The 25,139-nt window shown below is 44.5% G+C and carries 23 protein-coding genes and 6 tRNA genes; 1 reads left to right on the forward strand and 28 read right to left on the reverse strand.

The annotated features are described in order from the left end of the window. Positions 1 to 79: 79 nt before the first annotated feature. The 18 genes from rlpA to miaB form a co-directional block, all read right to left on the reverse strand. Positions 80 to 1,078 (reverse strand): endolytic peptidoglycan transglycosylase RlpA, encoded by a 999-nt coding sequence (gene rlpA / locus AAC155_RS02590; protein WP_113040915.1) that lies wholly within the window; start codon positions 1,076 to 1,078, stop codon positions 80 to 82. Positions 1,079 to 1,091: 13 nt separating this feature from the next. Continuing rightward, positions 1,092 to 2,204: a peptidoglycan glycosyltransferase MrdB gene (gene mrdB / locus AAC155_RS02595; RefSeq protein WP_112895025.1), complete on the reverse strand. Its 1,113-nt coding sequence runs from the start codon at positions 2,202 to 2,204 to the stop codon at positions 1,092 to 1,094. Between the two features lie 8 nt (positions 2,205 to 2,212). Beyond that, positions 2,213 to 4,108 carry a peptidoglycan DD-transpeptidase MrdA gene (gene mrdA, locus AAC155_RS02600; protein ID WP_113040916.1) on the reverse strand — a complete coding sequence of 632 codons (1,896 nt, stop codon included), beginning with the start codon at positions 4,106 to 4,108 and terminating at the stop codon, positions 2,213 to 2,215. A gap of 40 nt (positions 4,109 to 4,148) precedes the next feature. Continuing rightward, on the reverse strand, positions 4,149 to 4,619 hold the full coding sequence (gene rlmH / locus AAC155_RS02605; RefSeq protein WP_113040917.1) for a 23S rRNA (pseudouridine(1915)-N(3))-methyltransferase RlmH: 471 nt from the start codon (positions 4,617 to 4,619) through the stop codon (positions 4,149 to 4,151). 2 nt (positions 4,620 to 4,621) lie between these two features. Then, positions 4,622 to 4,948, reverse strand: coding sequence for a ribosome silencing factor (gene rsfS / locus AAC155_RS02610; protein WP_191214694.1), 327 nt, complete (start codon positions 4,946 to 4,948; stop codon positions 4,622 to 4,624). A gap of 98 nt (positions 4,949 to 5,046) precedes the next feature. Next, entirely contained in the window at positions 5,047 to 5,724 is a 678-nt protein-coding gene (nadD, locus tag AAC155_RS02615) for a nicotinate-nucleotide adenylyltransferase (RefSeq protein WP_113040918.1), read from the reverse strand. Continuing rightward, complete coding sequence (gene holA / locus AAC155_RS02620; RefSeq protein WP_113040919.1) at positions 5,708 to 6,748, reverse strand: DNA polymerase III subunit delta; 1,041 nt, start codon at positions 6,746 to 6,748, stop codon at positions 5,708 to 5,710. The genes nadD and holA overlap by 17 nt, the downstream gene beginning before the upstream one ends. Beyond that, positions 6,745 to 7,293 carry an LPS assembly lipoprotein LptE gene (lptE, locus tag AAC155_RS02625; RefSeq protein ID WP_113040920.1) on the reverse strand — a complete coding sequence of 183 codons (549 nt, stop codon included), beginning with the start codon at positions 7,291 to 7,293 and terminating at the stop codon, positions 6,745 to 6,747. The genes holA and lptE overlap by 4 nt, the downstream gene beginning before the upstream one ends. 13 nt (positions 7,294 to 7,306) lie before the next feature. Beyond that, positions 7,307 to 9,889, reverse strand: a complete 2,583-nt coding sequence (gene leuS, locus AAC155_RS02630) for a leucine--tRNA ligase (RefSeq protein WP_113040921.1) — start codon at positions 9,887 to 9,889, stop codon at positions 7,307 to 7,309. Between the two features lie 162 nt (positions 9,890 to 10,051). Then, a complete protein-coding gene (locus AAC155_RS02635) occupies positions 10,052 to 10,777 on the reverse strand; it encodes an amino acid ABC transporter ATP-binding protein (RefSeq protein ID WP_113040922.1) in 726 nt (241 codons plus the stop codon). Continuing rightward, on the reverse strand, positions 10,777 to 11,451 hold the full coding sequence (gltK, locus tag AAC155_RS02640; protein WP_112878081.1) for a glutamate/aspartate ABC transporter permease GltK: 675 nt from the start codon (positions 11,449 to 11,451) through the stop codon (positions 10,777 to 10,779). Before gltK ends, AAC155_RS02635 begins: the two co-directional genes overlap by 1 nt. After that, positions 11,452 to 12,192 (reverse strand): amino acid ABC transporter permease, encoded by a 741-nt coding sequence (locus tag AAC155_RS02645; protein WP_113040923.1) that lies wholly within the window; start codon positions 12,190 to 12,192, stop codon positions 11,452 to 11,454. Between the two features lie 133 nt (positions 12,193 to 12,325). Beyond that, positions 12,326 to 13,219 (reverse strand): amino acid ABC transporter substrate-binding protein, encoded by an 894-nt coding sequence (locus tag AAC155_RS02650; RefSeq protein WP_113040924.1) that lies wholly within the window; start codon positions 13,217 to 13,219, stop codon positions 12,326 to 12,328. 580 nt (positions 13,220 to 13,799) lie between these two features. Continuing rightward, positions 13,800 to 15,329 (reverse strand): apolipoprotein N-acyltransferase, encoded by a 1,530-nt coding sequence (lnt, locus tag AAC155_RS02655; protein WP_113040925.1) that lies wholly within the window; start codon positions 15,327 to 15,329, stop codon positions 13,800 to 13,802. A 7-nt stretch (positions 15,330 to 15,336) separates the two neighbouring features. After that, a complete protein-coding gene (gene corC, locus AAC155_RS02660; protein ID WP_113040926.1) occupies positions 15,337 to 16,218 on the reverse strand; it encodes a CNNM family magnesium/cobalt transport protein CorC in 882 nt (293 codons plus the stop codon). Positions 16,219 to 16,290: 72 nt separating this feature from the next. Beyond that, positions 16,291 to 16,758: an rRNA maturation RNase YbeY gene (ybeY, locus tag AAC155_RS02665; RefSeq protein ID WP_113040927.1), complete on the reverse strand. Its 468-nt coding sequence runs from the start codon at positions 16,756 to 16,758 to the stop codon at positions 16,291 to 16,293. After that, the gene (locus AAC155_RS02670; protein ID WP_191214707.1) at positions 16,755 to 17,732 is read right to left on the reverse strand and encodes a PhoH family protein; all 978 of its coding nucleotides are present in this window, start codon (positions 17,730 to 17,732) and stop codon (positions 16,755 to 16,757) included. Before AAC155_RS02670 ends, ybeY begins: the two co-directional genes overlap by 4 nt. Before the next feature lie 87 nt (positions 17,733 to 17,819). Further along, positions 17,820 to 19,250, reverse strand: coding sequence for a tRNA (N6-isopentenyl adenosine(37)-C2)-methylthiotransferase MiaB (gene miaB, locus AAC155_RS02675; RefSeq protein ID WP_113040928.1), 1,431 nt, complete (start codon positions 19,248 to 19,250; stop codon positions 17,820 to 17,822). A gap of 198 nt (positions 19,251 to 19,448) precedes the next feature. On the opposite strand from miaB, the gene ubiF reads away from it, so the two are divergent. Further along, positions 19,449 to 20,630, forward strand: a complete 1,182-nt coding sequence (ubiF, locus tag AAC155_RS02680; RefSeq protein WP_113040963.1) for a 3-demethoxyubiquinol 3-hydroxylase — start codon at positions 19,449 to 19,451, stop codon at positions 20,628 to 20,630. 86 nt (positions 20,631 to 20,716) lie between these two features. Here ubiF and AAC155_RS02685 read toward each other — a convergent pair whose 3' ends face one another. The 10 genes from AAC155_RS02685 to nagB all read right to left on the reverse strand — a co-directional run bounded on the left by AAC155_RS02685 (position 20,717) and on the right by nagB (position 25,050). Continuing rightward, positions 20,717 to 20,965, reverse strand: a complete 249-nt coding sequence (locus AAC155_RS02685; protein WP_146748040.1) for a hypothetical protein — start codon at positions 20,963 to 20,965, stop codon at positions 20,717 to 20,719. A gap of 28 nt (positions 20,966 to 20,993) precedes the next feature. After that, positions 20,994 to 21,068: transfer RNA gene (locus tag AAC155_RS02690), tRNA-Gln, on the reverse strand. Between the two features lie 5 nt (positions 21,069 to 21,073). After that, a tRNA-Met gene (locus tag AAC155_RS02695) sits at positions 21,074 to 21,150 on the reverse strand. A gap of 54 nt (positions 21,151 to 21,204) precedes the next feature. Then, positions 21,205 to 21,279, reverse strand: a tRNA-Gln gene (locus AAC155_RS02700). A 52-nt stretch (positions 21,280 to 21,331) separates the two neighbouring features. After that, positions 21,332 to 21,406 (reverse strand) — tRNA-Gln (locus tag AAC155_RS02705). Positions 21,407 to 21,434: 28 nt separating this feature from the next. Then, positions 21,435 to 21,519: transfer RNA gene (locus tag AAC155_RS02710), tRNA-Leu, on the reverse strand. A gap of 6 nt (positions 21,520 to 21,525) precedes the next feature. Next, a tRNA-Met gene (locus AAC155_RS02715) sits at positions 21,526 to 21,602 on the reverse strand. Between the two features lie 151 nt (positions 21,603 to 21,753). Next, positions 21,754 to 22,977: a DNA-binding transcriptional regulator NagC gene (nagC, locus tag AAC155_RS02720; protein WP_113040929.1), complete on the reverse strand. Its 1,224-nt coding sequence runs from the start codon at positions 22,975 to 22,977 to the stop codon at positions 21,754 to 21,756. 15 nt (positions 22,978 to 22,992) lie between these two features. Continuing rightward, complete coding sequence (gene nagA / locus AAC155_RS02725; RefSeq protein WP_113040930.1) at positions 22,993 to 24,153, reverse strand: N-acetylglucosamine-6-phosphate deacetylase; 1,161 nt, start codon at positions 24,151 to 24,153, stop codon at positions 22,993 to 22,995. An 84-nt stretch (positions 24,154 to 24,237) separates the two neighbouring features. Continuing rightward, the gene (gene nagB / locus AAC155_RS02730; RefSeq protein WP_113040931.1) at positions 24,238 to 25,050 is read right to left on the reverse strand and encodes a glucosamine-6-phosphate deaminase; all 813 of its coding nucleotides are present in this window, start codon (positions 25,048 to 25,050) and stop codon (positions 24,238 to 24,240) included. Positions 25,051 to 25,139: the final 89 nt, after the last annotated feature.

Genomic DNA, 25,139 nt, shown 5'->3' on the forward strand with positions numbered 1-25,139 from the left:
TTTGACAAGACTCAGGTTTACATTTTTTTACTCCTCTTACTGATATTTGAATCAAAGTGAGATATCAGTAAGAGAACGATTAAGGACTGACGATAAAAGAAGATTGCTGTATCTGGTCAGCCAGTTTTTGTTGTAAATCGGCAGCTTGCTGGCGATTGTTGAATGGCCCTAACTGTACACGATAAACGTTATTATATTGAGTTACGCGGCCTTGAACATTAAAGCGTTGCGCCAGTGTTTGTTGCCACTCTTTTGCTCGTTGCTCACTGCTAACAGCACCAACTTGAACTATAAAACCATTTGTTGAGGCGGCTGTTGGTGTTGTGACTATTGAAGTACTGTTTGTAACAGGCTTAGGTGGTTGCAGCTTCATTGCGGGGAGCTGTTCAGTCGCTTCCGGTTGTATCGTCAGTTTCATCGGCTGATTTGTTAAGGGCTGGCTGCTAGTCTGATCAGGGATATTCTCCATTGTTGGTGTTCCTAATGGACTGGTTGTCAGCGTTGGTCTACCCGGTAGAGCATAACTCTGTTTAACTATCTGGCTGCCAATGGTACCGGGACCGGATACAGAACCGTCCTGGGCAACCGCAATAAAATCAACCTTAACTTTGGTACTTTGAGTTAGGTTTAACCGTTCAGCGGAAGCCTTCGATAGATCGATAATTCGCCCTGGTTTATAAGGACCACGGTCATTGACTCTAACAATCATCATGCGGCCATTGCTCAAGTTGGTCACACGGACATAACTTGGAATTGGCAGGGTAGGATGGGCGGCTGTCAGAGCATAAGGATTAAAACGTTCACCAATTGCGGTCATTTTGCCGCTAGATTCTTCACCGTACCAACTAGCGTAACCTGTCTCACTAAACTGAGAGGGGGCTTGCACAATGTGATAAGTATGTCCGTTCATCTGATAATCATCATTGGCGCTAGGATGATAAGGCTCATAACGAGGTTCTGCACCCAGAACATCCTGCGTTGGTACTACGGGTAACGGGGCAGGTTTTTGTTTGTCAGGAGTAGTACAGCCAGATAGCAGGGCTGCAATCATGCCGAATATAAGCCAGTGTTGACGCATTGAAACCTCTTCTCTATAAACTTTTGGACAACAATTTTCTGTGTGTGTGAATCGACATGATAATGCCGAAACCCGCCATTAAGACGATTAACGCAGAGCCGCCATAACTGACAAATGGCAAAGGAACGCCTACTACAGGCAGGATACCACTCACCATGCCAATATTGACGAAGATATAAACAAATAGAATTAACATTAGGCCGCCAACCATAACCCGACCAAAAGTGTTCTGTGCTCTGGTTGCGATAACCAGCCCACGAGTAATTAATAACATATATAATGTTAATAATAGTAGTACGCCAATCAAACCAAGTTCTTCTGACAGTACGGCAAATATGAAATCTGTATGACGTTCTGGCAGAAATTCCAATTGAGATTGTGTTCCTAATAGCCAGCCTTTACCTGATAAACCACCGGAGCCAATCGCGATTTTTGATTGAATAATATGGTAACCCTTACCTAGTGGATCGCTTTCTGGATCAAGTAGCATCATGACGCGATCACGCTGATAGCCATGCATCAGGAAGAACCACAAGATGGGGATAAAACAGGTTAACAGTAGAGCGGCGATACCGATCAACCTCCAGCTCATGCCCGAAAGGAACAAGACAAACAGACCAGAAGCCGCGATCAGTATTGAAGTCCCTAGGTCTGGCTGAGCGGCAACCAGTAAAGTGGGCAGAAAAATGAGCATCAGAGCGATAGTCGTATTTTTCAGTGATGGGGGGCATAAATCGCGGTTCATAAAACGTGCGATCATCAGAGGTACGGCTATTTTGGCAATCTCTGAAGGTTGGAAGCGGATGATCCCTAAATCTAGCCAGCGTTGGGCACCTTTACTTATTTGGCCGAAAGCATCGACAAAAATCAGTAAAATGACACAAACAATATAGAGATGGGGCGCCCAGCTTTCATAAACTCTTGGTGGAATTTGCGCCATGATGAGCATGACAACCAGTCCAGCACCAATTTGGCCAATTTTGCGCTCCATCATACCCATATCTTGACCGCTGGCACTCCACATAACAAAAGCGCTGTATATCAGCAATGCTAAAATGCACAGGAGTAACGGTAGGTCGATATGTAATCTGGTCCAGAGAGGAACCCTTTTTTGGTTTTCTGTCATGGTGTTAATCAGTCACTTTCTGTTCCGGGAGGTGTAGGGACAGCATTCGGCAATGTTGTGTTGTTATCCCCTAATAGTACATGGTCGAGGATTTGGCGAACAAGGGTTCCCACTGCTGGACCTGCACCACCATTCTCTAAAATAATGGAAAGGGCTACTGTCGGATTTTCATAAGGAGCGAAAGCGATCATCAGCTTATGATCCCGTAAATGCTCAGCAATTTTACTGGCATTGTAGGTTTCATAACTGTAGACCTGTGCTGTTCCTGATTTGGCCGCTGCTTTGTAAGGCGTGCCGATAAAACTCTTGTGGCCGGTACCGTTTGGCAGGTTAGCAACACCGTACATACCGTTTTTTGCTAATTCCCAATATCCTGAATGGATATCACCGATCTGAATATTTTCTATTTGTTGATAAGGGATCATCTCACCTTTCAGCTTTTTGCTTAGCAGAAGATGTGGTGTTTTTACATTACCGTCGTTAATTAAGGTTGTCAGCGCTTTTACCAGTTGAATGGGGGTTGCTGTCCAATATCCCTGGCCGATACCCACAGGAATGGTATCTCCTTGATACCAAGGTTTTTTATATTTTCTTTGTTTCCATTCGCGGGTAGGCATGATACCGGTGCGCTCTTCGGCTAGGTCGATGCCAGTATGTTCGCCATAGCCAAACTTGGTCATCCATTCAGATAGACGATCAATTCCCATATCATAGGCTACTTGATAGAAGAAAGTATCCGCCGATTCTACAATGGCTCTGTGTGCATTGAGACTACCGTGCCCCCAACGTTTCCAGTCACGGTAGCGTTTTTCTGAACCCGGTAATTGCCACCAACCCGGATCAAAAATAGTGGTATTTTTATTGATAACGCCTGTACTTAGTGCTGCGACGGTAATAAAAGGTTTCACTGTCGAAGCTGGAGGATAGATTCCTTGAGTAGCACGATTAATAAGCGGCCTATCAGGATTGTTTAATAGCTCTTGGTAGCTCTTATTGGAGATACCGTTTACGAATAGGTTTGGATCATAGCTTGGGTTAGATACCAGTGCCAGAATTTCCCCATTCCGTGGATCACTGACAACGACCGCAGCGCGGCTGGTTGTGAGGAGTTTCTCAATGTAAATCTGCAATTCGAGATCGATAGTTAGGTAAATATCTTGTCCGGCCTGTGGTGGTTGTTCATGTAATTGGCGTATCACCCGGCCTCGGTTATTCACTTCGACTTCTTCATAACCCGTTTTGCCGTGTAAAACAGTTTCATAATAGCGTTCAATACCCAGTTTGCCGATATCATGGGTAGCGGCGTAATTAGGTAAAATACCTTCTTTATCCAATCGTTCTACATCTTTATCATTAATTTTAGCAACATAGCCGATGATATGTGTCAGTGCTGAACCATAAGGATAGAAGCGGCGTTGGTAGCCTTTTATTTCAAAACCAGGGAAACGATATTGGTTAACGGCAAAGCGTGCTACTTGAATATGATCAAGTGAAGTTTTCAATGGAATAGAGGTAAAGCGGCGCGAGCGTTTACGCTCTTTTTCAAAATTGGCAATATCTTCGTCAGTCAGATCGATAACATTACGTAAATCATTCAGCGTTTGCTCAAGGTGTTCTACCTTTTCAGGTATGATTTCCAACTGATAGATAGTTCGATTAAGTGCCAATGGCGTGCCGTTTCGGTCATAAATGATCCCGCGGCTTGGCGCAATTGGAACCAGTTTAATACGGTTTTCGTTTGAGCGGGTTTGATAGTCTTCGTGGCGGGTGATTTGTAAATGGTAAAGATTGGCCATCAGGATACCAGTCAGTACCAGGATGATAATAAACGCCACCAATGCGCGGCGAGCAAATAGGGCTGATTCAGCCGTATAATCACGAAAAGGGGTACGTTTATTCTTCATCCCATTGCCAGAAATTCGCTTTTATCCGTTGATAACCAAATTATTCCCGATGATAGGGATGATTGGTCGTAATACTCCATGCCCGGTACAGGCTTTCCGCAACTAAAACTCGCACCAGAGGATGGGGTAAGGTTAGCGGTGACAGTGACCAGCTTTGTTCTGCGGCAGCTTTACATGCCGGAGCGAGACCTTCGGGCCCACCTATCAACAAACTGACATCTCTACCATCCCGTTTCCAATGTTCAAGCTGTTGCGCCAATTGAGGCGTTTCCCAGCGGGAACCCGGAATGTCCAGGGTGACAATACGGCTGCCTTTGCTGACAGCGGCCAGCATTTGTTCGCCTTCTTTTTCCAGAATGCGTTTAATATCCGCATTTTTCCCCCGTTTGCCAGCCGGAATTTCTATCAGGTCAAATGGCATGTCTTTGGGAAAACGACGCAAATAATCTGTAAAGCCGGCCTGTATCCAGTCCGGCATTTTTGTACCTACAGTGATTAATTGCAGCTTCAAACTCAGCTCCAGAGCTTTTCGAGTTCGTACATGCGGCGGCTCTCTTCTTGCATGACATGTACGATAACTTCACCGAGGTCTACGACAATCCAGTCAGATACGCCTTGTCCTTCAACGCCAAGTGGGATCAGGCCGCTCGCACGACAGTCATCAACCAGATTATCTGCGACAGACATCAGATGGCGGTTGGAAGTTCCGGTGCAGACAATCATGCAATCGGTAATACTTGATTTCCCTTGGACATCAAGGGAAACAATATCCTGTGCTTTGGAGTTTTCAAGCTTATCAATAACAAACTGTTGGAGTTCTTTACCTTGCAAAAGGCTCATCCTTATTTTTTATCACAATTGATTAAATAGTGCGGAATAATAGCATGTCAGGTCACTTAAGGGTAAGTCAACTAAGCGACTAATCGAGGCAGATTCCGCTATTGGCGATATAACCCCTGTGAATCTATATACTTTTGTACTGAAAGGGGGAGTAAATCGTCACAACTTAACCCTTGCTGGTGGCGTTGACGGATGTCTGTTGCTGAGATCGACAGCAGAGGTGTATCTGCCAGATAGATATAACCGTTAGGTTTACTGCCAAGCTGGCTTGGATCGCAGATTTGATGTTTTGTAAGCCATTGTTGCATTTCAGTTGTGGAAAACTGAGTTTGATAACCAGGACGAGCACAAACTAGCAAATGGCAGAAACTCAGTAGTTCTGACCAACGATGCCAAGTATGCAGTGATAACAAAGCATCCTGGCCGATTATAAATGCTAGTGGTTGTTTGTTACCAAGTTCCTGACGGAATGACTCTAGCGTATCAATTGTGTAAGAGGGGATAGTGCGCTCCAGTTCACGCTTATCGACGGTAAACAGTGGGCTATCCTGTATTGCCAGTTGTACCATTTCAAGCCGCTGTTGTGCAGTGGCTTCCGGTTGTGGGCGGTGTGGGGGGACGTGATTTGGTAGTAAAATCACTTGATTCAGGCCAGTTTGATATGCCAGGGTTTCAACTGGTTGTAAGTGCCCGTAATGGATGGGATCGAATGTTCCACCAAATAATGCTTTAATAACGGGTTGTTTCGGGCAAGTAGAATCAATGGTATGAGGCATTAAAAAAGCTCTCAGGTAAGGTTTTTCCACATAACAGCATGGAAAGAGTTTCTAAATCTGACCAAATAGACTGGCCGTAATCCTGTTTGATCTGGCGTTCCATCTGTACAAGTAAATGAATTGCTCGCTGCAAATCATGTTGAGTGAGACGTTGCAGTGCGCTTGTCAGTAATGGACGGCGGTTTTGCCATACCCGATGCTGATCTAACAGTGTTTTCATCGGGGTTGTGGTACTTTGACGTTTCAGAGTGAGCAGCAGCAGTAATTCACGCTGTACGGTACGTAATAGAATAACAGCTTCGCAATCTTCCTGTTTTAACTGTTTCAGAATATGCCAGGCTCGTTTTGCTTTACCTGATAATAGCGAGTCTACCCAGTGATAAGGTGTAAAATGAGCCGCGTCATTCACCGCATTTTCGACACGATGTAAGGTTAGTTTACCGTCTGGGTATAGCAGGGAAAGTCGCTCAAGTGCCTGAGCTAACGCCAGTAAATTTCCTTCATAACAATAACACAGGAGTTGATTGGCTTGTTCTTCCAGTGCCAATTTCATGGCTTTGGCCCGGTGTGCAACCCATTGCGGCAGACGGTTCTGTTCGGGGGGCTGACAACTGACATAAACACCATTTTTTCCTAGTATTTTGAACCAGTTACTGTTCTCCTGAGCCTTGGTCAATTTCAAACCGCGTAGTATTAGCAGTATATCTGGGTGAAGTAGTCCTGCCAGTTTCACCAGTTGTTCGGCTATGGTTGTGTTAGGGCCATTTTCCGGCAGTAGTAAAGTGAGTGTTTGACGGCTAGCAAACAGACTTAGTGACTGACAAACACTGAATATCTCATCCCACTCGGTGTGATTATCCAGTGTATAGGTGAAGTGTTCAGTGAAGGCGTGTTTTTCAGCAGCCTTGCGGATATGATCCTGGCTTTCCTGTAATAGTAGGGGTTCATTACCCCATATTAGATAACAGTTTCGCAGCCCCTCATTGAGCTGCGAAATCAGTTGTTCGGGATAGAGTTTGATCATTGTGCTTGCGCAGCTTGCTGTCCCACCTGTTTTTCTCTGGCTTTCTGCTTTTCTGCGTTGTGAACGGTCAATAACTGGCGAACTAACCGGCGAGCAGCTTGTTCGCGCATTTCCTGATTGATTATCTCGTTTTCAGCATCTTTCGCCAGGGCCTCTAATGGGTTGTCGAAAAAAGAGCGGTCAACCCTGGATCGCAGCGGGTATACGCTACCGTCTGGCATAATAACCTGAGCATCGACATTCAGTGTCAATTGACGTTCAGCCGCCTTACCATCTTGGAAAATAGAGACAGTATCTTTATTTTCAGAAGAGTTAATTAACTTCAAAACAGGAACATCAGCGCTACCATCCTCAAGGATAGTGACATTATTCAGACGAAGCTGTTGGCGAACGGAACGGGCCAGTGGCCCATATGGGTCACTGCTTGTTAATTGCAGCTTTTTGAGTTCAGGTGGCACCTGGGTGGTACCGCGCAGATGAAAACCGCAGCCAGCGGTGACCAGCACCGCTAACCCCAGCAACAACGCTAAAATACGATGTCGCACATTGCCTCCTTTATCAGCCGACGACCAGATTCAGCAGTTTGCCTGGTACATAAATGACTTTGCGAATAGTGACGCCTTCAAGATATTTCGTCACACCATACTCTTTTGCTGCCATATCATGAACATATTCTTTAGTCGCCTCAGCTGGCACAGTAATACGACCACGCACTTTACCGTTAACTTGAATGACGACTAACTTGGTATCGTCAACCATTGCTTGTTCATCAGCTTGTGGCCAATCAGCCGTATCAATATCACCTTCACCTCCCAGAGCTTGCCACATAATAAAGCAAGCATGGGGAGTTATTGGTGACAACATACGGACAACTGCCAGCAGAGCCTCTTGCATCAGAGCGCGATCCTGTTCAGTTTCCTGTGGTGCGCGGGCCAGTTTATTCATCAATTCCATTACGGCAGCGATAGCAGTATTGAATGCCTGGCGGCGACCGACATCATCTGTGACTTTAGCAATGGTTTTGTGCAGATCTCGGAATAGATCTTTTTGTTCCATTGTCAGGTTTGTGATGTCTAGCGGTTGAGTTGCCCCTTTGCTGCTATGTTCATAAACTAGGCGCCATACACGTTTCAGGAAGCGATTTGCCCCTTCAACACTGGATTCTTGCCATTCTAGCGTCAGCTCTGGTGGAGCCGCGAACATCATAAACAGGCGAACGGTATCAGCCCCATATTTTTCTACCATCAATTGTGGGTCAATACCGTTGTTTTTGGATTTAGACATTTTGCTCATGCCGGTATAAACCAGTTCATGGCCTTCTTTATCCGTCGCTTTAATGATTCGGGTTTTATCATCACGCTCAACAATAGTATCAGCTGGGGAAACCCAGATTTTTTCACCATCTTTGCCGATGTAATAAAAAGCATCGGCTAGAACCATGCCTTGACATAACAGGCGCTTAGCAGGTTCATTGGAATTGACCAGGCCAGCATCACGCATCAGTTTATGGAAGAAACGGAAATACATCAGATGCATGATAGCATGTTCGATACCACCGATGTATTGGTCAACTGGCAGCCAATAGTTAGCTGCTGCTGGATTGAGCAGGCCCTTGTCATAATCTGGACAGCTGTAGCGAGCGTAGTACCAGGAAGACTCCATAAAAGTATCGAAGGTATCTGTTTCACGTAGTGCTGGTTGGCCGTTAATAGTGGTTTTCGCCCACTCAGGATCAGCTTTAATTGGGCTGGTGATGCCGTCCATTTTGACATCTTCTGGCAGAATAACTGGCAGTTGAGCTGCTGGAACCGGAACAACTGTGCCATCTTCCAGCGTTGCCATTGGAATAGGAGCGCCCCAATAACGTTGACGAGAAACTCCCCAGTCACGCAGACGATAGTTGACTTTACGCTTACCTACGCCCATTTCCACCAGTTTATCAGCAATAGCATTGAAACCATCTTCGTGATTCAGACCGCTAAATTCACCGGAATTAAACAGGATATTCTTATCTGTTACAGGCGCTTCATGGACGTTTGGTTCATTGCCTTCGCTATCCAGAATAACGGCTTTTATTGGCAGGTTATATTTTGTCGCAAATTCCCAGTCGCGTTGATCGTGACCAGGCACTGCCATGACAGCACCGGTGCCGTATTCCATCAGGACGAAGTTTGCAACCCAGATTGCCACTTTTTCTTTGGTCAATGGATGAATAGCAAACATACCGGTTGCCATGCCTTTCTTCTCCATTGTTGCCATATCTGCTTCTGCAACTTTGGTATTACGGCACTCATCAATGAAAGCAACCAGTTCGGGGTTATTTTCTGCTGCTTGTTTTGCCAGAGGATGACCTGCGGCAACCGCAACATAAGTGGCACCCAGGAACGTATCAGGACGAGTGGTATAAACGGTCAGCTTCTCCTGACTATCAGCCACATCAAAAGTGATTTCTACCCCTTCAGAACGACCAATCCAGTTGCGCTGCATGGTTTTGACTTGTTCAGGCCACTCTTCCAGCGTATCCAGATCATTTAACAACTCTTCGGCATAATCAGTGATCTTGATAAACCATTGCGGAATTTCTTTACGTTCAACTTTGCTATCACAACGCCAGCAGCAGCCATCGACCACTTGTTCATTAGCCAGAACAGTCAGATCGTGGGGACACCAGTTAACTGCGGAGGTTTTTTTATAAACCAAGCCCTTTTCATACAATTTGGTGAAGAACCACTGTTCCCAACGGTAATATTCCGGGGTACAGGTTGTGACTTCACGATCCCAGTCGTAACCGAAGCCCAGTGTTTTCAATTGACCTTTCATATATTCAATGTTGGCGTAGGTCCACGGAGCAGGTGCGGTATTGTTTTTGACCGCAGCACCTTCCGCAGGCAGGCCAAACGCATCCCAACCGATAGGTTGCAGGACGTTTTTACCAAGCATACGTTGATAGCGGGAGATAACATCGCCAATAGTGTAGTTACGTACATGGCCCATGTGTAGTCGACCAGAAGGGTAAGGTAGCATGGACAGGCAGTAATATTTTTCTTTGCTGTTGTCTTCTGTCACTTTGAAAGTTTGCTTCTCTTGCCAGTGAAGCTGAACTTGCGGCTCTATATCTTCTGGACGGTATTGTTCTTGCATGGCACCGATGATCCTATGGTGAGTAAAAAGCTACGTTTGTAGCAATCATTTAGTTGGTAAAATATGAGGTCGGCATAGCATATCTGATTTGATATATAAGAAACAGAGGTTATGAGGGAAAATCCGATGGCGACGGGAGCCACCACCGGGGATGAAATGAGGTTAGTGAAGAATTTTAGCTAGAAATTCTTTGGCGCGATCTGATTTTGGATTCGCAAAGAAATCTTCTTTTTTGCTATCTTCAACAATTCTGCCTTCATCCATAAAGATAACTCGGTTGGCTACTTTACGAGCGAAGCCCATTTCGTGAGTAACAACCATCATGGTCATCCCTTCATTTGCCAGTTTAACCATGACATCGAGCACTTCATTGATCATTTCAGGATCGAGTGCGGAGGTAGGTTCGTCAAATAGCATAGCAATTGGGTCCATACAAAGAGCACGGGCGATTGCTACACGTTGTTGTTGACCACCGGAAAGTTGAGACGGGAATTTATCCGCTTGGCTGGCAAGCCCAACGCGTTCAAGTAATTTCAACCCCTTTTCTTCCGCCGCTTTTTTATTGCGATTAAGCACTTTAATCTGCGCTAGAGTTAAATTCTCAATGATGGATAAATGGGGGAAAAGCTCAAAATGTTGGAACACCATGCCGACTTTAGAGCGTAGTTGTGCCAGATTGGTGTTTTTATCATTAACTTTAATGTCATTAACCAGAATTTCACCCTGTTGGATGGATTCCAGGCCATTGACCGTTTTTATCAGGGTGGATTTGCCTGAGCCAGATGGGCCACAGACCACAACGACTTCACCTTTTTTAACTTCAGTTGAGCAGTCGGAGAGAACCTGAAATTGGTCATACCACTTGGATACATTTTTCAGGGAGATCATCAAACAGTCCTTTTCTTCAAATAGTTAACCAGCATAGATGCGGCAATACTAATAATAAAATAAACCAAACCAGCAAATAGGATCATTTCGACCTGAGTGCCATCACGCTCACCGATATTTGCCGCAGTACGGAAAAAGTCCGCTAGACTGAGCACATACACCAATGAGGTGTCTTGAAACAGTACGATACCCTGAGTCAGTAACAGCGGGGTCATCGCACGGAATGCCTGAGGCAGGATAACCAGCCTCATACTTTGCATTGGTGTCATACCCAATGCCAGTGCTGCCGAAGATTGCCCGCGGGAGATACTCTGAATTCCCGCCCGGATAATTTCTGAATAATAAGCAGCTTCGAAAAAGGCAAACGCTACCATAGCTGAAATTAAACGAATATCAGTCTTTGGAGAAATCCCCAGAACGTTTTGCACCAGGCTAGGCACAATCAAATAGAACCATAACAGTACCATAACCAATGGTACAGAACGGAACAGATTGACATATAAAGTGGCAAACCAGCTCAATATTTTTACCGAAGAGAGGCGCATAACAGCCAGTACAGTTCCCCAGAGAATACCGACAACAACAGCAATAATCGTGATTTTTGCGGTAATGACTAAGCCTTGTAGCAGAAATGGGATACTGGGGATAATCGAACTCCAGTCAAACTCGTACATTTATTGACCTCCAATATTACCCGGTAAACGCACTTTTTTCTCAAGCAAGTGCATGGCAAGCATAATCACCAGATTGATTCCGATATAAGCTAGTGTAATCGCCGTAAATGTTTCATAAGCATGTGCTGAGTAATCAAGTAACTTACCTGCTTGTGCTGCCATATCTACCAGACCAATAGTGGAGGCAATGGCGGAGTTTTTCACCAGATTCATTATTTCTGATGTCATGGGTGGAATAATCACTCGATAGGCATTGGGTAATAGGACATAGCGATAGGTTTGTGGCAGAGTTAGCCCCATTGCCAGCCCTGCCGCTTTTTGACCGCGTGGTAGTGATTGTATGGCGGCACGAACCTGCTCACACATCCGAGCAGCAGTGAAAAGACCTAAACAGACAGTGGATGAGATAAAAAATTGGATATTAGGGTCCAGTTCAGTTTTAAACCACAGACTGATTTTTTCTGGTAGTAGTTCAGGTACAACCAGATACCAGATAAAAAATTGAACTATCAATGGTACGTTACGAAAGAGCTCAACATAACAGGTACCTATTCCAGATAATATTTTATTGGGAACAGTGCGTAAGATGCCGAACAGTGAGCCGACAATGAAAGCGATAATCCAGGCGCAGATAGACAAGGCAATCGTCACCTGAAATCCAGCTATCAACCAGCCTAGATAAGTCGTATTGCCGAAAGGGGCAGCTTGCAAAAAGATGCCCCAATTCCAATCGATTGACATAATAATACTCCCTGTTAGGGTGTAGCTTGATCCCCTGAAAACGATTGATTGGCTGAGAAAAAAAAGCGAGGTAGGGAACGGCCACCTCGCACCCTGTGATGCCAATCAAATAGTCATTTTTCTAATTATATTTCTAGTCAAGTGCCTTATCATTTGGCGATTTAAATAGTGCTTTCATTTCATCAGACAAAGAGAAATTCAAGTTCAAGTTCTTGGGTGGAATGGGGTGTTTGAACCAGCGCTCAAATGATTTCTCTGCCTCTCCGGAGGTTTGCGCTTGAACAATGGTCTCATCGATCAGCTTCTTGAATTGAAGATCGTCTTTGCGTGATATGCAACCATAGGCTTCTCTAGATTGAGGTGTACCAACAATTTCCCATTGATCAGGTTTTTTCGCTTTAGCGCGTTCACCTGCTAGTAGTGCATCATCTACCATAAAGGCGATTGCACGGCCAGATTCCAGAGTACGGAATGAGTCACCATGATCTTTTGCACTGATGATGCGCATTTTCATGTTTTTCTCATCGTTGAGTTTATTCAGCAATATTTCAGAAGTCGTACCTGCTGAGACAACGACATTTTTACCTGCCAAATCTGGGAAATCTTTTATACCGGAACCTTTTTTAGTCAGCAAACGCGTCGTAATAATAAAGATGCTGTTAGAGAAAGTGACTTGTTTCTGACGTTCAAGGTTATTGGAAGTGGAACCGCATTCGAAATCATAAGTTCCATTTTGTAGCAATGGGATGCGATTTTGCGAAGTCACGGGTATCAATTTTACTTGCAGATTTGGCATGTCCAGTTTTTTCTTCACTGCTTCAACAATCAGATTAGAATAATCCTGAGAGTAGCCGACGACTTTTTGATGGTTATCGTAGTAAGCAAAAGGTACGGAGGATTCACGATGTCCCACAATGATCACACCATCATCTTTAACCTTTTTCAGTGTTCCCGTTAATTCTTCGGCTTGAGCAGCCCCCGCGATGCCAAGTAACATCATGGTTAATACTAGGTTACGCATACGCATATATAACTCCTTTAATGTGGCTATCGTTTGCGATGTTGTGTTTGCAAAAGACTCTCTGGGATTTGTTTTTTATCGAGGATCATTTGCTGTTATATGTACATATAGTGTTAAAAAATAGTACAAAAGGGTTAGATAATGAAAATGAATTGTTTCTATTTCGGGAGCTGTCTCGCACTATAAATGAACAATGTTGTTTATCTTGCACAATAAAGATACGTGATTATCATTTTTTTGGTGCATGTTCCCATTTTTTATTAGTGAAACAGCTATTTTCCTTTTCATTCATAGATATAGCAGCAATTAGCGTGCCAAAATAATAAAGAAGGGTAAAATTAATACCAATAAGTTGTTTAAGTAGGTTATTTGTATAACATAGAGTGATATCAGTTATTGAGAGTTGGCATAGTTGATTATTAACCATGCCAAATTATTTTAGGATGGGTCAACGATTGAATTGGGCAAGGTATATTTCATACTAATCGCCAGACGATTCCATAGGTTGATAAGGCCGATTAATAATGTTAAATCGACAATCTCAAGGGAGCATTTTTGCTCCCTTTTGGCTATATGGATATTTGGATTAAGATTTACGGCGGTTATACGTTAAGGCAAACAGGGCAAACAATACGGTAATTATCCATACCGGCCAGTTACCCCAGCGTGCATAGGGTGTTATCCCGGTTGCAGGTGTCACTTTAGCTACCAAAACATTACGGGTAAATTGTGGAAGTGCTGCTTGCACTTTTCCGTCCGGGCGGATAACGGCTGTAATGCCGTTATTGGTACCACGTAGTAACGGGCGTCCTAATTCAAGGGAACGCATGCGCGCCATTTGGAAATGCTGCCAAGGGCCGATTGAACCACCAAACCAAGCATCATTGGAAACAGTGAGTAAGAATTCGGTATCCGGCTTGAAATTCGCACGAACTTGTTCACCCAGTGTGATTTCATAACAAATAGCAGCCGTCAGGTTATATCCTGCAACAGAAAGCTGCGGTTGAATGTAGTTGCCACGGCTGAATGAAGACATGGGTAAGTTGAAGAATGGCGCCAGAGGCCGGAGTAGGGATTCCAGCGGGACAAATTCACCGAATGGTACCAGATGATATTTATCGTAGCGAATAGCTGCTGGATATTGATAAGGTCTTTTATCGCCGAGGACAATCACGCTATTATAGATTTTATCACTGTCGCCAACGGCTCTTTCATCGACAATACCGGTAATAAGGCTGGTATGTTGATTACGTAATAGCTCATCCAATTTTGTTAGAAAGTGGCGTTGATAACTTTCCAATGAAGGAATAGCGGATTCCGGCCAGATGATTATCGGTATTTTACCGATGTATGGCAGGCTGTTGCCCATGTAAATGTCTATAGTTTCGCTGAGCATTTTAGGGTCCCATTTCAGGGACTGTGGAATATTTCCTTGAACTAGCGCTACATCAACGGTTTTTTCAGGTTGTAGGCTGTACCATTGATAATGACGCATAGGCAATGGTAACAGTAGAATGACGATAGCGATAATACCCGCGACAATTTTCCGGTGTACCACAGCCAGAACGAATAACCCACTGATAGCCATTAGCAGGAAAGTGATTGCTTCAACACCGAAAATTGGCGCGATAGCCTTCATCGGACCATCTAATTGACTGTAACCGAATTGTAGCCAGGGGAAACCGGTTAGAATCCAGCCTCGCAGGAATTCTGTGAGTTGCCATAATACAGGTGCTGCTACAGCCAGCCTCAACCCGTTCGTTTTTGCGAAGAAACGATTGAGTAAGCCAGCGAATAAAGCAGGATAGAGCGAGAGATAGGCGGCAAGTAATATGACCAGCAGAATATTGACTGCTGTTGGCATGCCACCGAAATTAGCAATACTGACATACACCCAGTTTGTACCACTGCCGAACAGACCGAACCCCCAACAAAAAGCAATAAATGCCGCTTGTCGGGGTGTTCTGTTTAAAGTCAGAAGTTGTAGTCCAAACAGGGAGATAATCGCGGCGGGCCAGAAGTCAAAAGGCGAAAAAGCCAGTGTTCCACTGGCTCCAAAAAACAGTGCCAGTAAGGCGCGCAGCCGCTGGCAATTTAATAATGAAGCTTTGTTCATTCAGATTTTATTCTTCTTCAAGATTAGGTATTGGCGCATCGTCCGGTATCGTAACATAAACCTGAATAATCCTTCGGCTGTCGGCCATAGCAACTTTAAAGAGATAGCCGTTGATATCAACGGACTCTCCTCTGGCGGGTAAATGACCGAATGCCTGCATAACCAGACCGCCAATAGTATCCACTTCTTCATCACTGAATTGGGTGCTAAAGGCTTCATTAAAGTCTTCAATCTGAGTCAGCGCTCGTACCGTATAGGTATGACGGCTCAAAGCACGAATATCGACATCTTCTTCTTCATCGTATTCGTCTTCAATTTCACCGACGATCAGTTCAAGAATATCTTCGATAGTGACTAGGCCCGATACACCACCAAACTCATCAATGACGATTGCCATATGATAACGTTGAGAACGGAATTCTTTCAGCATGCGGTCAACCCGTTTACTTTCAGGTACAACGACAGCCTGACGCAGAACCTTATCTATGCTGAATGGTGGGGCATCGGTGCGCATAAATGGCAATAGATCTTTTGCCATTAAAATCCCTTCAATATGATCTTTATCTTCACTGATCACAGGGAAACGAGAATGAGCCGAATCGATAATTACATCCAGACATTCGTCCAGGGTTTGATTACGTTTTAAGGTAACGATTTGAGAACGGGGGATCATGATATCCCGGACACGCTGATCGGAAATATCCATTACCCCTTCGAGCATATCGCGGGTATCAGGATCAATCAGATCGTTTTGTTCAGAGTCACGGATCAATTCCACCAGTTCATCACGGCTTTTTGGCTCACCATGGAAAAGCTGGTTAAGAAGAAGAGTGAAAAACCCTTTCTTAGGGCCAGGGTTGTCGTTATTTGAAGGATGGTCGTCGCTCATGGAGTTTTAATGAAAATTTCCCATTAAATAAGTTATTGTTGGTATTTTTTAGCATAAAAATGGTACGAATGGTTACTCTTTTTCTGCAAGATAGGGGTCAGTATAACCTAACTTTTGCATAATTTCTGTTTCCAAAGATTCCATTTCTTCAGCTTCATCATCTTCGATATGGTCATAACCCAGCAGATGTAGACAGCCGTGGACAACCATATGCGCCCAATGTTCTTCTATTGTTTTTTGTTGCTCCTCCGCTTCTTTTTCAACGACTTGACGACAAATAATTAAATCGCCAAGCAGGGGTAAATCAACCTCTGGTGGTGCCTCAAATGGGAAAGATAACACATTTGTTGGCTTATCTTTACCACGGTAGGTCAGATTTAAATCGTGGCTTTCTGCCTTATCAACAATGCGGATAGTGACTTCGCTTTCAGATTGAAATTGAGGTAAAACCCCGTCCAGCCACCGCTGGAACAGGGTTTCTTCAGGAAGACCTTGTGAATGCTCACAGGCAATTTGTAAATCAAGTATTACTGAACTCATTGTGCTTCCTGCTTGCGTTGTTCACTGAGTGCCTGTTTGCGTTTTTGCTCGGTTGCTTCCCACTCTTCATAGGCAATGACAACTTTGGCAACCACCGGATGGCGGACAACATCATCACTGTGGAAAAAGTTGAAACTCAGCTCGCCGACGCCTGATAGAACTTCAATGGCATGGCGTAGGCCGGATTTTTGCCCACGAGGCAGGTCAATCTGCGTAACGTCACCGGTAACAACCGCTTTGGAGTTGAAGCCGATACGGGTCAGGAACATCTTCATCTGTTCGATGGTTGTATTCTGGCTCTCATCCAGAATAATAAAAGCGTCGTTCAGGGTTCGTCCTCGCATATAAGCTAATGGAGCAACTTCAATAACGTTACGTTCGATCAGCTTCTCAACTTTTTCAAAGCCGAGCATTTCAAACAAAGCGTCGTAGAGTGGGCGCAAGTACGGATCCACTTTTTGGCTCAGGTCACCCGGTAGGAAACCCAATTTTTCGCCTGCTTCGACGGCCGGACGGGTTAGCAGGATACGGCGAATCTCTTGTCGTTCCAGTGCATCAACCGCAGCTGCAACGGCCAGGTAAGTTTTTCCTGTGCCTGCGGGGCCAATCCCGAACGTAATATCGTGGCTAAGAATATTGGCAATATACTGTGCCTGATTGGGCGTACGTGGTTTCACCATGCCGCGTTTGGTGCGAATATTAACGGATTTACCGTATTCGGGTATGCTCTCGGCAGTTTGCTCCAGAACCCGGCTCTCGGTAATTGCCAGATGAATCTGTTCTGGCTTGATATCTGGGATCACACCACGGACAGGGGAAGTTTCCGCATATAAATGCCGTAGGATATTGGTGGCTGCGCTAACGTACAGCGGTTTGCCCATCAGTTTAAAACGGTTATCACGACGGTTAATTTCAATACCTAGCCGACGTTCAAGCTGTTTCAAATTGTCGTCAAACGGACCACACAGGCTCATTAGGCGCTGATTGTCGGCGGGTTCGAGGAAAATTTCCTGAGTTGCTATTTGTGAATGAATTTGTTGAATCACTGATTATCTCTATATTTATGGCTGATAAGTGCCGACCCCGATTTCATCTTCTTTACGGGTACGGGCTATAACGGACTCAGGTGATTCGTGTGTACGAAGATCCATTTGATCTTCGGTACGGATAACTTTACCGCGTAGTGAGTTGGCGTAGACATCAACAATTTCAACATCAACGAATTTGCCAATCATATCAGGCTGGCCTTCAAAGTTGACAACCCGATTGTTTTCGGTACGGCCAGAAAGTTCCATCACATTCTTACGGGAAGTTCCTTCAACCAGAATACGTTGTACACTGCCCAACATAGCACGGCTGTAGCTCATAGCTTGTTGGTTGATACGTTGTTGTAACAGGTAAAGTCGCTGTTTCTTCTCTTCTTCGCTGACGTCATCAGGCAGATCGGCTGCCGGCGTTCCCGGACGAGCAGAATAGATGAAGCTGTAGCTCATATCGAAATTGACATCAGCGATCAGTTTCATGGTTTTCTCGAAGTCATCTTGGGTTTCACCTGGGAATCCGATAATGAAGTCAGAGCTTATCAAGATATCAGGACGTGCTTTACGCAGTTTGCGGATAATGCTTTTATACTCAAGGGCTGTGTGGGCACGTTTCATCAACGTTAGAATACGGTCCGAGCCACTTTGCACCGGTAGATGTAGGAAGCTAACCAATTCCGGTGTATCTTCGTAAACAGCGATAATATCGTCTGTAAACTCAATTGGGTGGCTAGTCGTAAAGCGAATACGGTCAATACCATCTATAGCCGCTACCAAACGAATTAACTCAGCGAAAGAGCAGATATCACCATCATAAGTGGCACCACGATAAGCATTCACGTTTTGACCGAGAAGGTTGACTTCACGTACGCCTTGAGCGGCAAGTTGAGCGATTTCAAACAGAATATCATCACATGGGCGGCTAACTTCTTCTCCGCGAGTATAAGGTACGACACAGAAAGTACAGTATTTGTTGCAGCCTTCCATAATAGAAACGAATGCAGACGGACCTTCAGCACGCGGCTCAGGTAGACGGTCAAATTTCTCGATTTCCGGGAAGCTGATATCAACAACCGGGCTGCGGGTGCCTTTCACCTGGTTGATCATTTCAGGTAAACGGTGCAATGTTTGCGGCCCGAAAATGATATCCACACATTGAGCGCGCTGACGGATGAAATCTCCTTCCTGAGAGGCTACACAGCCACCGACTCCAATGATGATATCAGGATTAGTATCTTTTAGGTTTTTCCAGCGGCCTAATTGATGGAAAACCTTTTCCTGTGCTTTTTCGCGGATTGAACAGGTATTCAATAGCAAAATGTCTGCTTCTTCGGCGACATCGGTTAACTGATAACCGTGAGTACTTTCCAGCAGGTCGGCCATTTTAGATGAATCATATTCATTCATCTGACAGCCCCAAGTTTTAATATACAGTTTTTTTATCGTCGACATTTTCTTGTGCATCCGAGCTTTCTACCGCGCTGAAAAGTGTTATTACACGGCAAAAGCAATTGTGTATTAGGCATAAAGTTGTCGGATATTGTAGTCATTTGCAGGAGCAGTGACCAGACTGTTAAACAGGATATTCTCTACCGGAGAATTAAAAATTCGGTACACTGTACTAATCAATGGGTTAATAGCATGGCTGATATGAATAATTCACAACAGATTTTTGATGTAGTGGTGGTCGGTGCTGGCATGATCGGCGCTGCAACAGCATTGGGGTTGGCACAGGAAGGTTGGAAAGTCGCTTTATTGGATCATCAACCACCACAATCTTATGATACACAGAGTCAGCCAGATGTACGCGTATCAGCAATCAGTTGTGCTTCTGTCGATTTGTTCAAACAACTTGGCGCATGGGATGCGGTATTACAGATGCGCAGTGCGCCGTATCGTAGATTAGAGACCTGGGAACAGAATGATTCTAATTTGGTGTTTGATGCACAAAGTTTAGGGCTGCCTGAGTTGGGCTATATGGTTGAAAACCGTATCTTGCAACTGGCTCTGTGGCAGCAGTTTGAAAAATATCCCAATTTGACTTTGCTATGCCCGGCAGTATTGCAATCAATGCAGTGGCAGAAAGTAGGGTGGTTAGTGACTCTGGTTGATGGAATGAAAATGGCTGCACGTTTGATTGTTGGGGCTGATGGTGCTCGTTCTCAGGTTCGGCAAATGGCAGGAATTGGCAGTCGTGGTTGGCAGTACAGACAGTCTTGTATGTTGATCACGGTAAAAACAGAACAGCCACAGCAGGATATGACTTGGCAGCAGTTTTTTCCTTCTGGCCCGAGAGCGTTTCTTCCACTGTTTGATCAATGGGCTTCGCTGGTGTGGTATGACAAACCGGCACGTATACGACAATTACAGACAATGTCAATGGCTCAACTTGAACAGGAGATTTTCCAGGCATTTCCTGTACGGTTAGGTAAAGTGACTCCCGTTGCCGCTGGTTCATTTCCTTTGACTCGTCATCATGCTAACCGTTATGTGCGTGAAGGATTAGTATTGTTGGGGGATGCAGCTCATACCATTAATCCACTGGCCGGGCAAGGAGTAAATCTTGGTTATCGGGATGTGAATACTCTGCTTGATGTTTTGGTGAAAGCGAGAGAATTAACAGAACAGTGGGATTCATTGGAAGTATTGAAGCGTTATCAGCGCCGTAGAATGCCGGATAACCTAATGATGCAAGCTGGAATGGATCTATTTTACACCGTGTTCAGTAATGAATTACCAGGGCTGAAAGTTGCTCGTAATCTGGCGCTGATGGCAGCTCAACGGGCTAGCGTAATAAAAAAAGCGGTGCTTAAGTATGCGTTGGGATTGTAGCGTATATACCCGTCATCTTTCAAGTTGCCTCTTTGTTGGCTGCACTCGCTCACCCCGGTCACATAGTTACCTATGCTCCCGGGGATTCACTCCCTTGCCGTCGCGATCCATCTTGAAATCCATAGGGTATAGAACTGGTAGTGAAGATTACAAGCACGTCGTAAGTTTATATTATGGCGTGGACGGTTTGCTTTTTTATATGCAGCAATTAACAAGCAAGCAAGAAAAGATAGGGGGCTGGAAAGCAAAAAAACCACCTCTTGGCGGCCTTCTACATCAAAATATATTCTACCTGTATATTCTTTTTCTATTCTTTCTGTATATTTTTTCAACACGTCGCTTCATGTAACACATTGATAAATATGGCTGGGGTACCAGGATTCGAACCTGGGAATGCCGGAATCAGAATCCGGTGCCTTACCGCTTGGCGATACCCCAATAAATGGTGGCTACGACGGGAATCGAACCTGTGACCCCAGCATTATGAGTGCTGTGCTCTAACCAGCTGAGCTACGTAGCCTTTTTTGATGTGAGAAAATTTATTAAAAAACACCAGTGAACGACATCCAGTCAATGGCTGGGGTACCAGGATTCGAACCTGGGTATGCCAGGATCAAAACCTGGTGCCTTACCGCTTGGCGATACCCCAACTGAAAGTGGTCACTGTGCAACATGTTGTCAGAATTGTGCTATCAGAATTATGGCTGGGGTACCAGGATTCGAACCTGGGTATGCCAGGATCAAAACCTGGTGCCTTACCGCTTGGCGATACCCCATCTGAGTAACGACAACTCGATGAATGAATGGTGCGGGAGGCGAGACTTGAACTCGCACACCTTGCGGCGCCAGAACCTAAATCTGGTGCGTCTACCAATTTCGCCACTCCCGCAAAAGATGGTGGCTACGACGGGAATCGAACCTGTGACCCCAGCATTATGAGTGCTGTGCTCTAACCAGCTGAGCTACGTAGCCATCTTTTTTGCATTACCTTCATCGGCGTTGCGGGGCGCATTATGCGTATATCAGCTAAATGCGTCAACTGCTTTTTTCTCGAAATCTGTTTAAAGTCGCTTGTTTGTTTGGCATATAAGCATTTTGATGGCAAAATCAACAAAAAATAACATTACCCTTCGAGTAAGTGTTGTAACAGAACGCCATTAAGCATAGCACGTTTAGTCAGAGCGAAGGCGCCAATAGCAGAACAGTGGACTAATTCAGAAATAACGATCGGCAGATCTTGACGAAATTCTTTCAGGACCTGAGAGTTGATACAACTTTGAATAGCGGGTAAGAGTACTTTCTGAGCTTCAGTAATTTCTCCCGCCAGAACAACTTTCTGTGGATTAAATAAATTAATCGCGATAGAGATAGTTTTGCCGAGGTAATGGCCGACACTTTTTATTACTTCAGATGCTAATGGATCATTTTGATTAGCGGCTTGGCAGATAGCTCTGATATTGCAGTTATTCAATGTTAGCTGGCTTGGAAAACCTTGCTTTAATTGATGTTGAACTCGCGCTTCTATCGCTGAGTTAGCGGCGATAGTTTCCAGGCAGCCAAAATTGCCACAGTGACAGCGTTCACCGAGTGGATCAATTTGAATATGACCAATTTCACCTAAGTTTCCTCTATTATTGAGAAGTATCTGGCTATTGATAATCACCCCGGCACCGGTACCCCGATGGATACGTACCAGTATTGAGTCTTCACAATCACGGGTGGCGCCGAAATAGTGTTCAGCCAATGCCAAGCTGCGGATATCATGACCAACAAAACAGCTAATGTTGAAATGTTTTTTCAGGTTATCGACCAGAGTCCAGTTGGTTACTTTGATATGAGGCATATAACGGACGATGCCGGTATCTGGGTCAACTAATCCGGGCAGGATAACTGAAATGGCGATCAGTTCGCAGATTCTGTGTTGATTTTGCTGGATAAAATTTTCTATTGCGTTGATGAGCTGGTTTTCAACTTTTTGCTGAGTCGCTTCAGGCAGTGGATAATGTTCTTCAACCAATGCCTTGCCACTCATATCATAAAGAGCAAGAGTAGCATCATGGCGGCCAAGGCGGACACCAACAGTATGGAAGTGGCGATTTTCTGTAACGATGGAAATGGCGCGGCGGCCTCCGGTAGAGGCTTGTTGATCGACTTCTTTAATCAAGCCGCGTTCAAGTAACTGACGAGTAATTTTAGTCACACTAGCTGGCGCAAGTTGACTTTGTTCAGCAATTTGAATGCGAGAGATTGGCCCTTGTTGATCAATCAGCCGATATACCACGGCTCCGTTAAGTTGCTTTACAAGGTCAATATTACCAATTTGTTTTTGTGTGTTGTTATAACTCATCAGCTATTTAGTCCGTCAAAGTTCAGTTTCTTTTCCGTTAACGATGGTCTTGCGAATTTCAAAGTCGTGACTGAAAACAATGAGGTTAGCGATTTTCCCGGTTTCAACAGTGCCAAGATATTTATCAACACCAATTGCGCGGGCAGGGTAAAGAGTTGCCATCCTCAGTGCTTCATCCAGTGCAATACCAACATGTTCAACGCTATTTTTAACGGCATCTATCATAGTGAGAGAGGAGCCACTTAGAACGCCGTTTTGGTCAACACATAATCCGTTGCGATAGTATATGACCTTACCTGCAAAGGTGAAATGTTCCATTTTACTGATGGCAGGATCAAGTCCTGCTGGGACCGTCGCATCCGTTACCAAAATTAATTTATCATTTTTCAAACGTTTAGTATTACGAATATTTGGCCATGAAACGTGCAAACCATCAGCGATGATTCCAGCATAGATTTCAGGTGTATCAAAGATAGCGCCAATCAAGCCGGGTTGGCGTCCCGAAATAGCAGGCATGGCATTATAAAGGTGGGTTGAGATAGTAATTCCGTTTTGGAATCCCTGTCGGGCCTCTTCATAACTGGCATTTGAATGACCGGCAGAAACAACAATACCGGCTTCTACCAACTGCTGAATATATTTTTGCTCAACCATTTCCGGTGCGAGGGTCAACTTAGTGATGACATCAGCGTTATCGCACAGGAAATTTATCATTTCAGATGTAGGCTTACGGATAAGCTCTGGATTATGAGTGCCTTTCTTTGCTGGATTGAGATAAGGTCCTTCCAGATGCAAACCTAAGGCCTGATGCTGATTATGTTTAAGATAGGTGCGCATTACCTCAACAGAGGCTATCATCAATTCGTCTGTGCTGGTAATCAGAGTTGGCAAATAGCTGGTGCAGCCAGAGCGTTCATTGGTTCTTTGCATGATATCCAGTGTTTTTTCTGAAATGTTTTCCAACTGATCGTTGAACTGAACACCACCACAACCATTAACTTGCAAATCAATAAAGCCGGGGCAAAGTATTGCACCATTCATATCGCGTGTGACAATATCTTTTGGTAAATTTTGTATTGAGCAAACACTGTTGATTAAGTCGTCTGCAATTATAACGGCATGCTCATCTAGTCTGTTGTGACCGGTATATATAATGCAGTTGGTTAAAGCATACATCTTAGCCTCCTATGGGATCGGGAGATGATGATTGAAGATAATGACGGTAATCAGCCTGAGAGAGGCATCAGGCTGCGTAGATTCTTATTTTTTGCTGGCGAATTCGTTGATAATATCTGCTTCCAGTTGATGGAAGTATTTGACTGTTTTTACCTTCAATTCCATTGTTGCCGGTTCGTCACAGACAATGATGGATTTAGGATGCATTTGCAGACAGCTTATTGTCCACATATGGTTAACATTGCCTTCAATTGCCGCCTGAATGGCTTGGGCCTTATTTAGACCCGTTGCAAGGATCATAATTTCTTCTGCATCCATTAACGTGCCTACACCTACGGTCAGGGCATATTTAGGCACCTGATTAATATCATTATCGAAGAAGCGGGAGTTAGCCGTGCGGGTTTCTACGGTAAGTGTTTTAATGCGTGTACGGGAAGTCAGGGATGATGCGGGTTCATTGAAAGCAATATGACCGTCATTACCGACTCCCCCCATAAATAGATGAATCTGACCGTAAGATTTAATTTTGTCTTCATAACGTTGACATTCTGTTTCGACATCAGAAGCATTACCATTGAGCAGGTTGATATTTTCCTTTGGAATATCAATATGATCAAGGAAATTTTGGTGCATAAAATGGTGATAGCTTTGTGGATGATTTTCGGCGATACCGACATATTCATCCATATTGAATGTCACGACATGTCTAAAGCTGACTTTCCCTGCTTTATGCAGAGCAATTAATTCGTTATAAGTTGCCAGTGGTGTACTGCCGGTTGGCAACCCCAAAATAAAAGGGTGCTCGGCGGTGGGGTTAAATGCATTGATTTTGCTAACGATATAGTGTGCGGACCATTTACCAACGTCACTTGCATTCGTTAGGGGGATCAGCCTCATAATTGCCTCTTAAAACAAGAAATTATAGCAGTTGGATAAATTAGTTGATTAACTAATCTTTTTATCGCGTGAATATTAAATCATTTTTA

Origin of the sequence: Photorhabdus sp. HUG-39, assembly GCF_963878365.1 — a bacterium.
GTDB classification, from domain to species: domain Bacteria; phylum Pseudomonadota; class Gammaproteobacteria; order Enterobacterales; family Enterobacteriaceae; genus Photorhabdus; species Photorhabdus kayaii.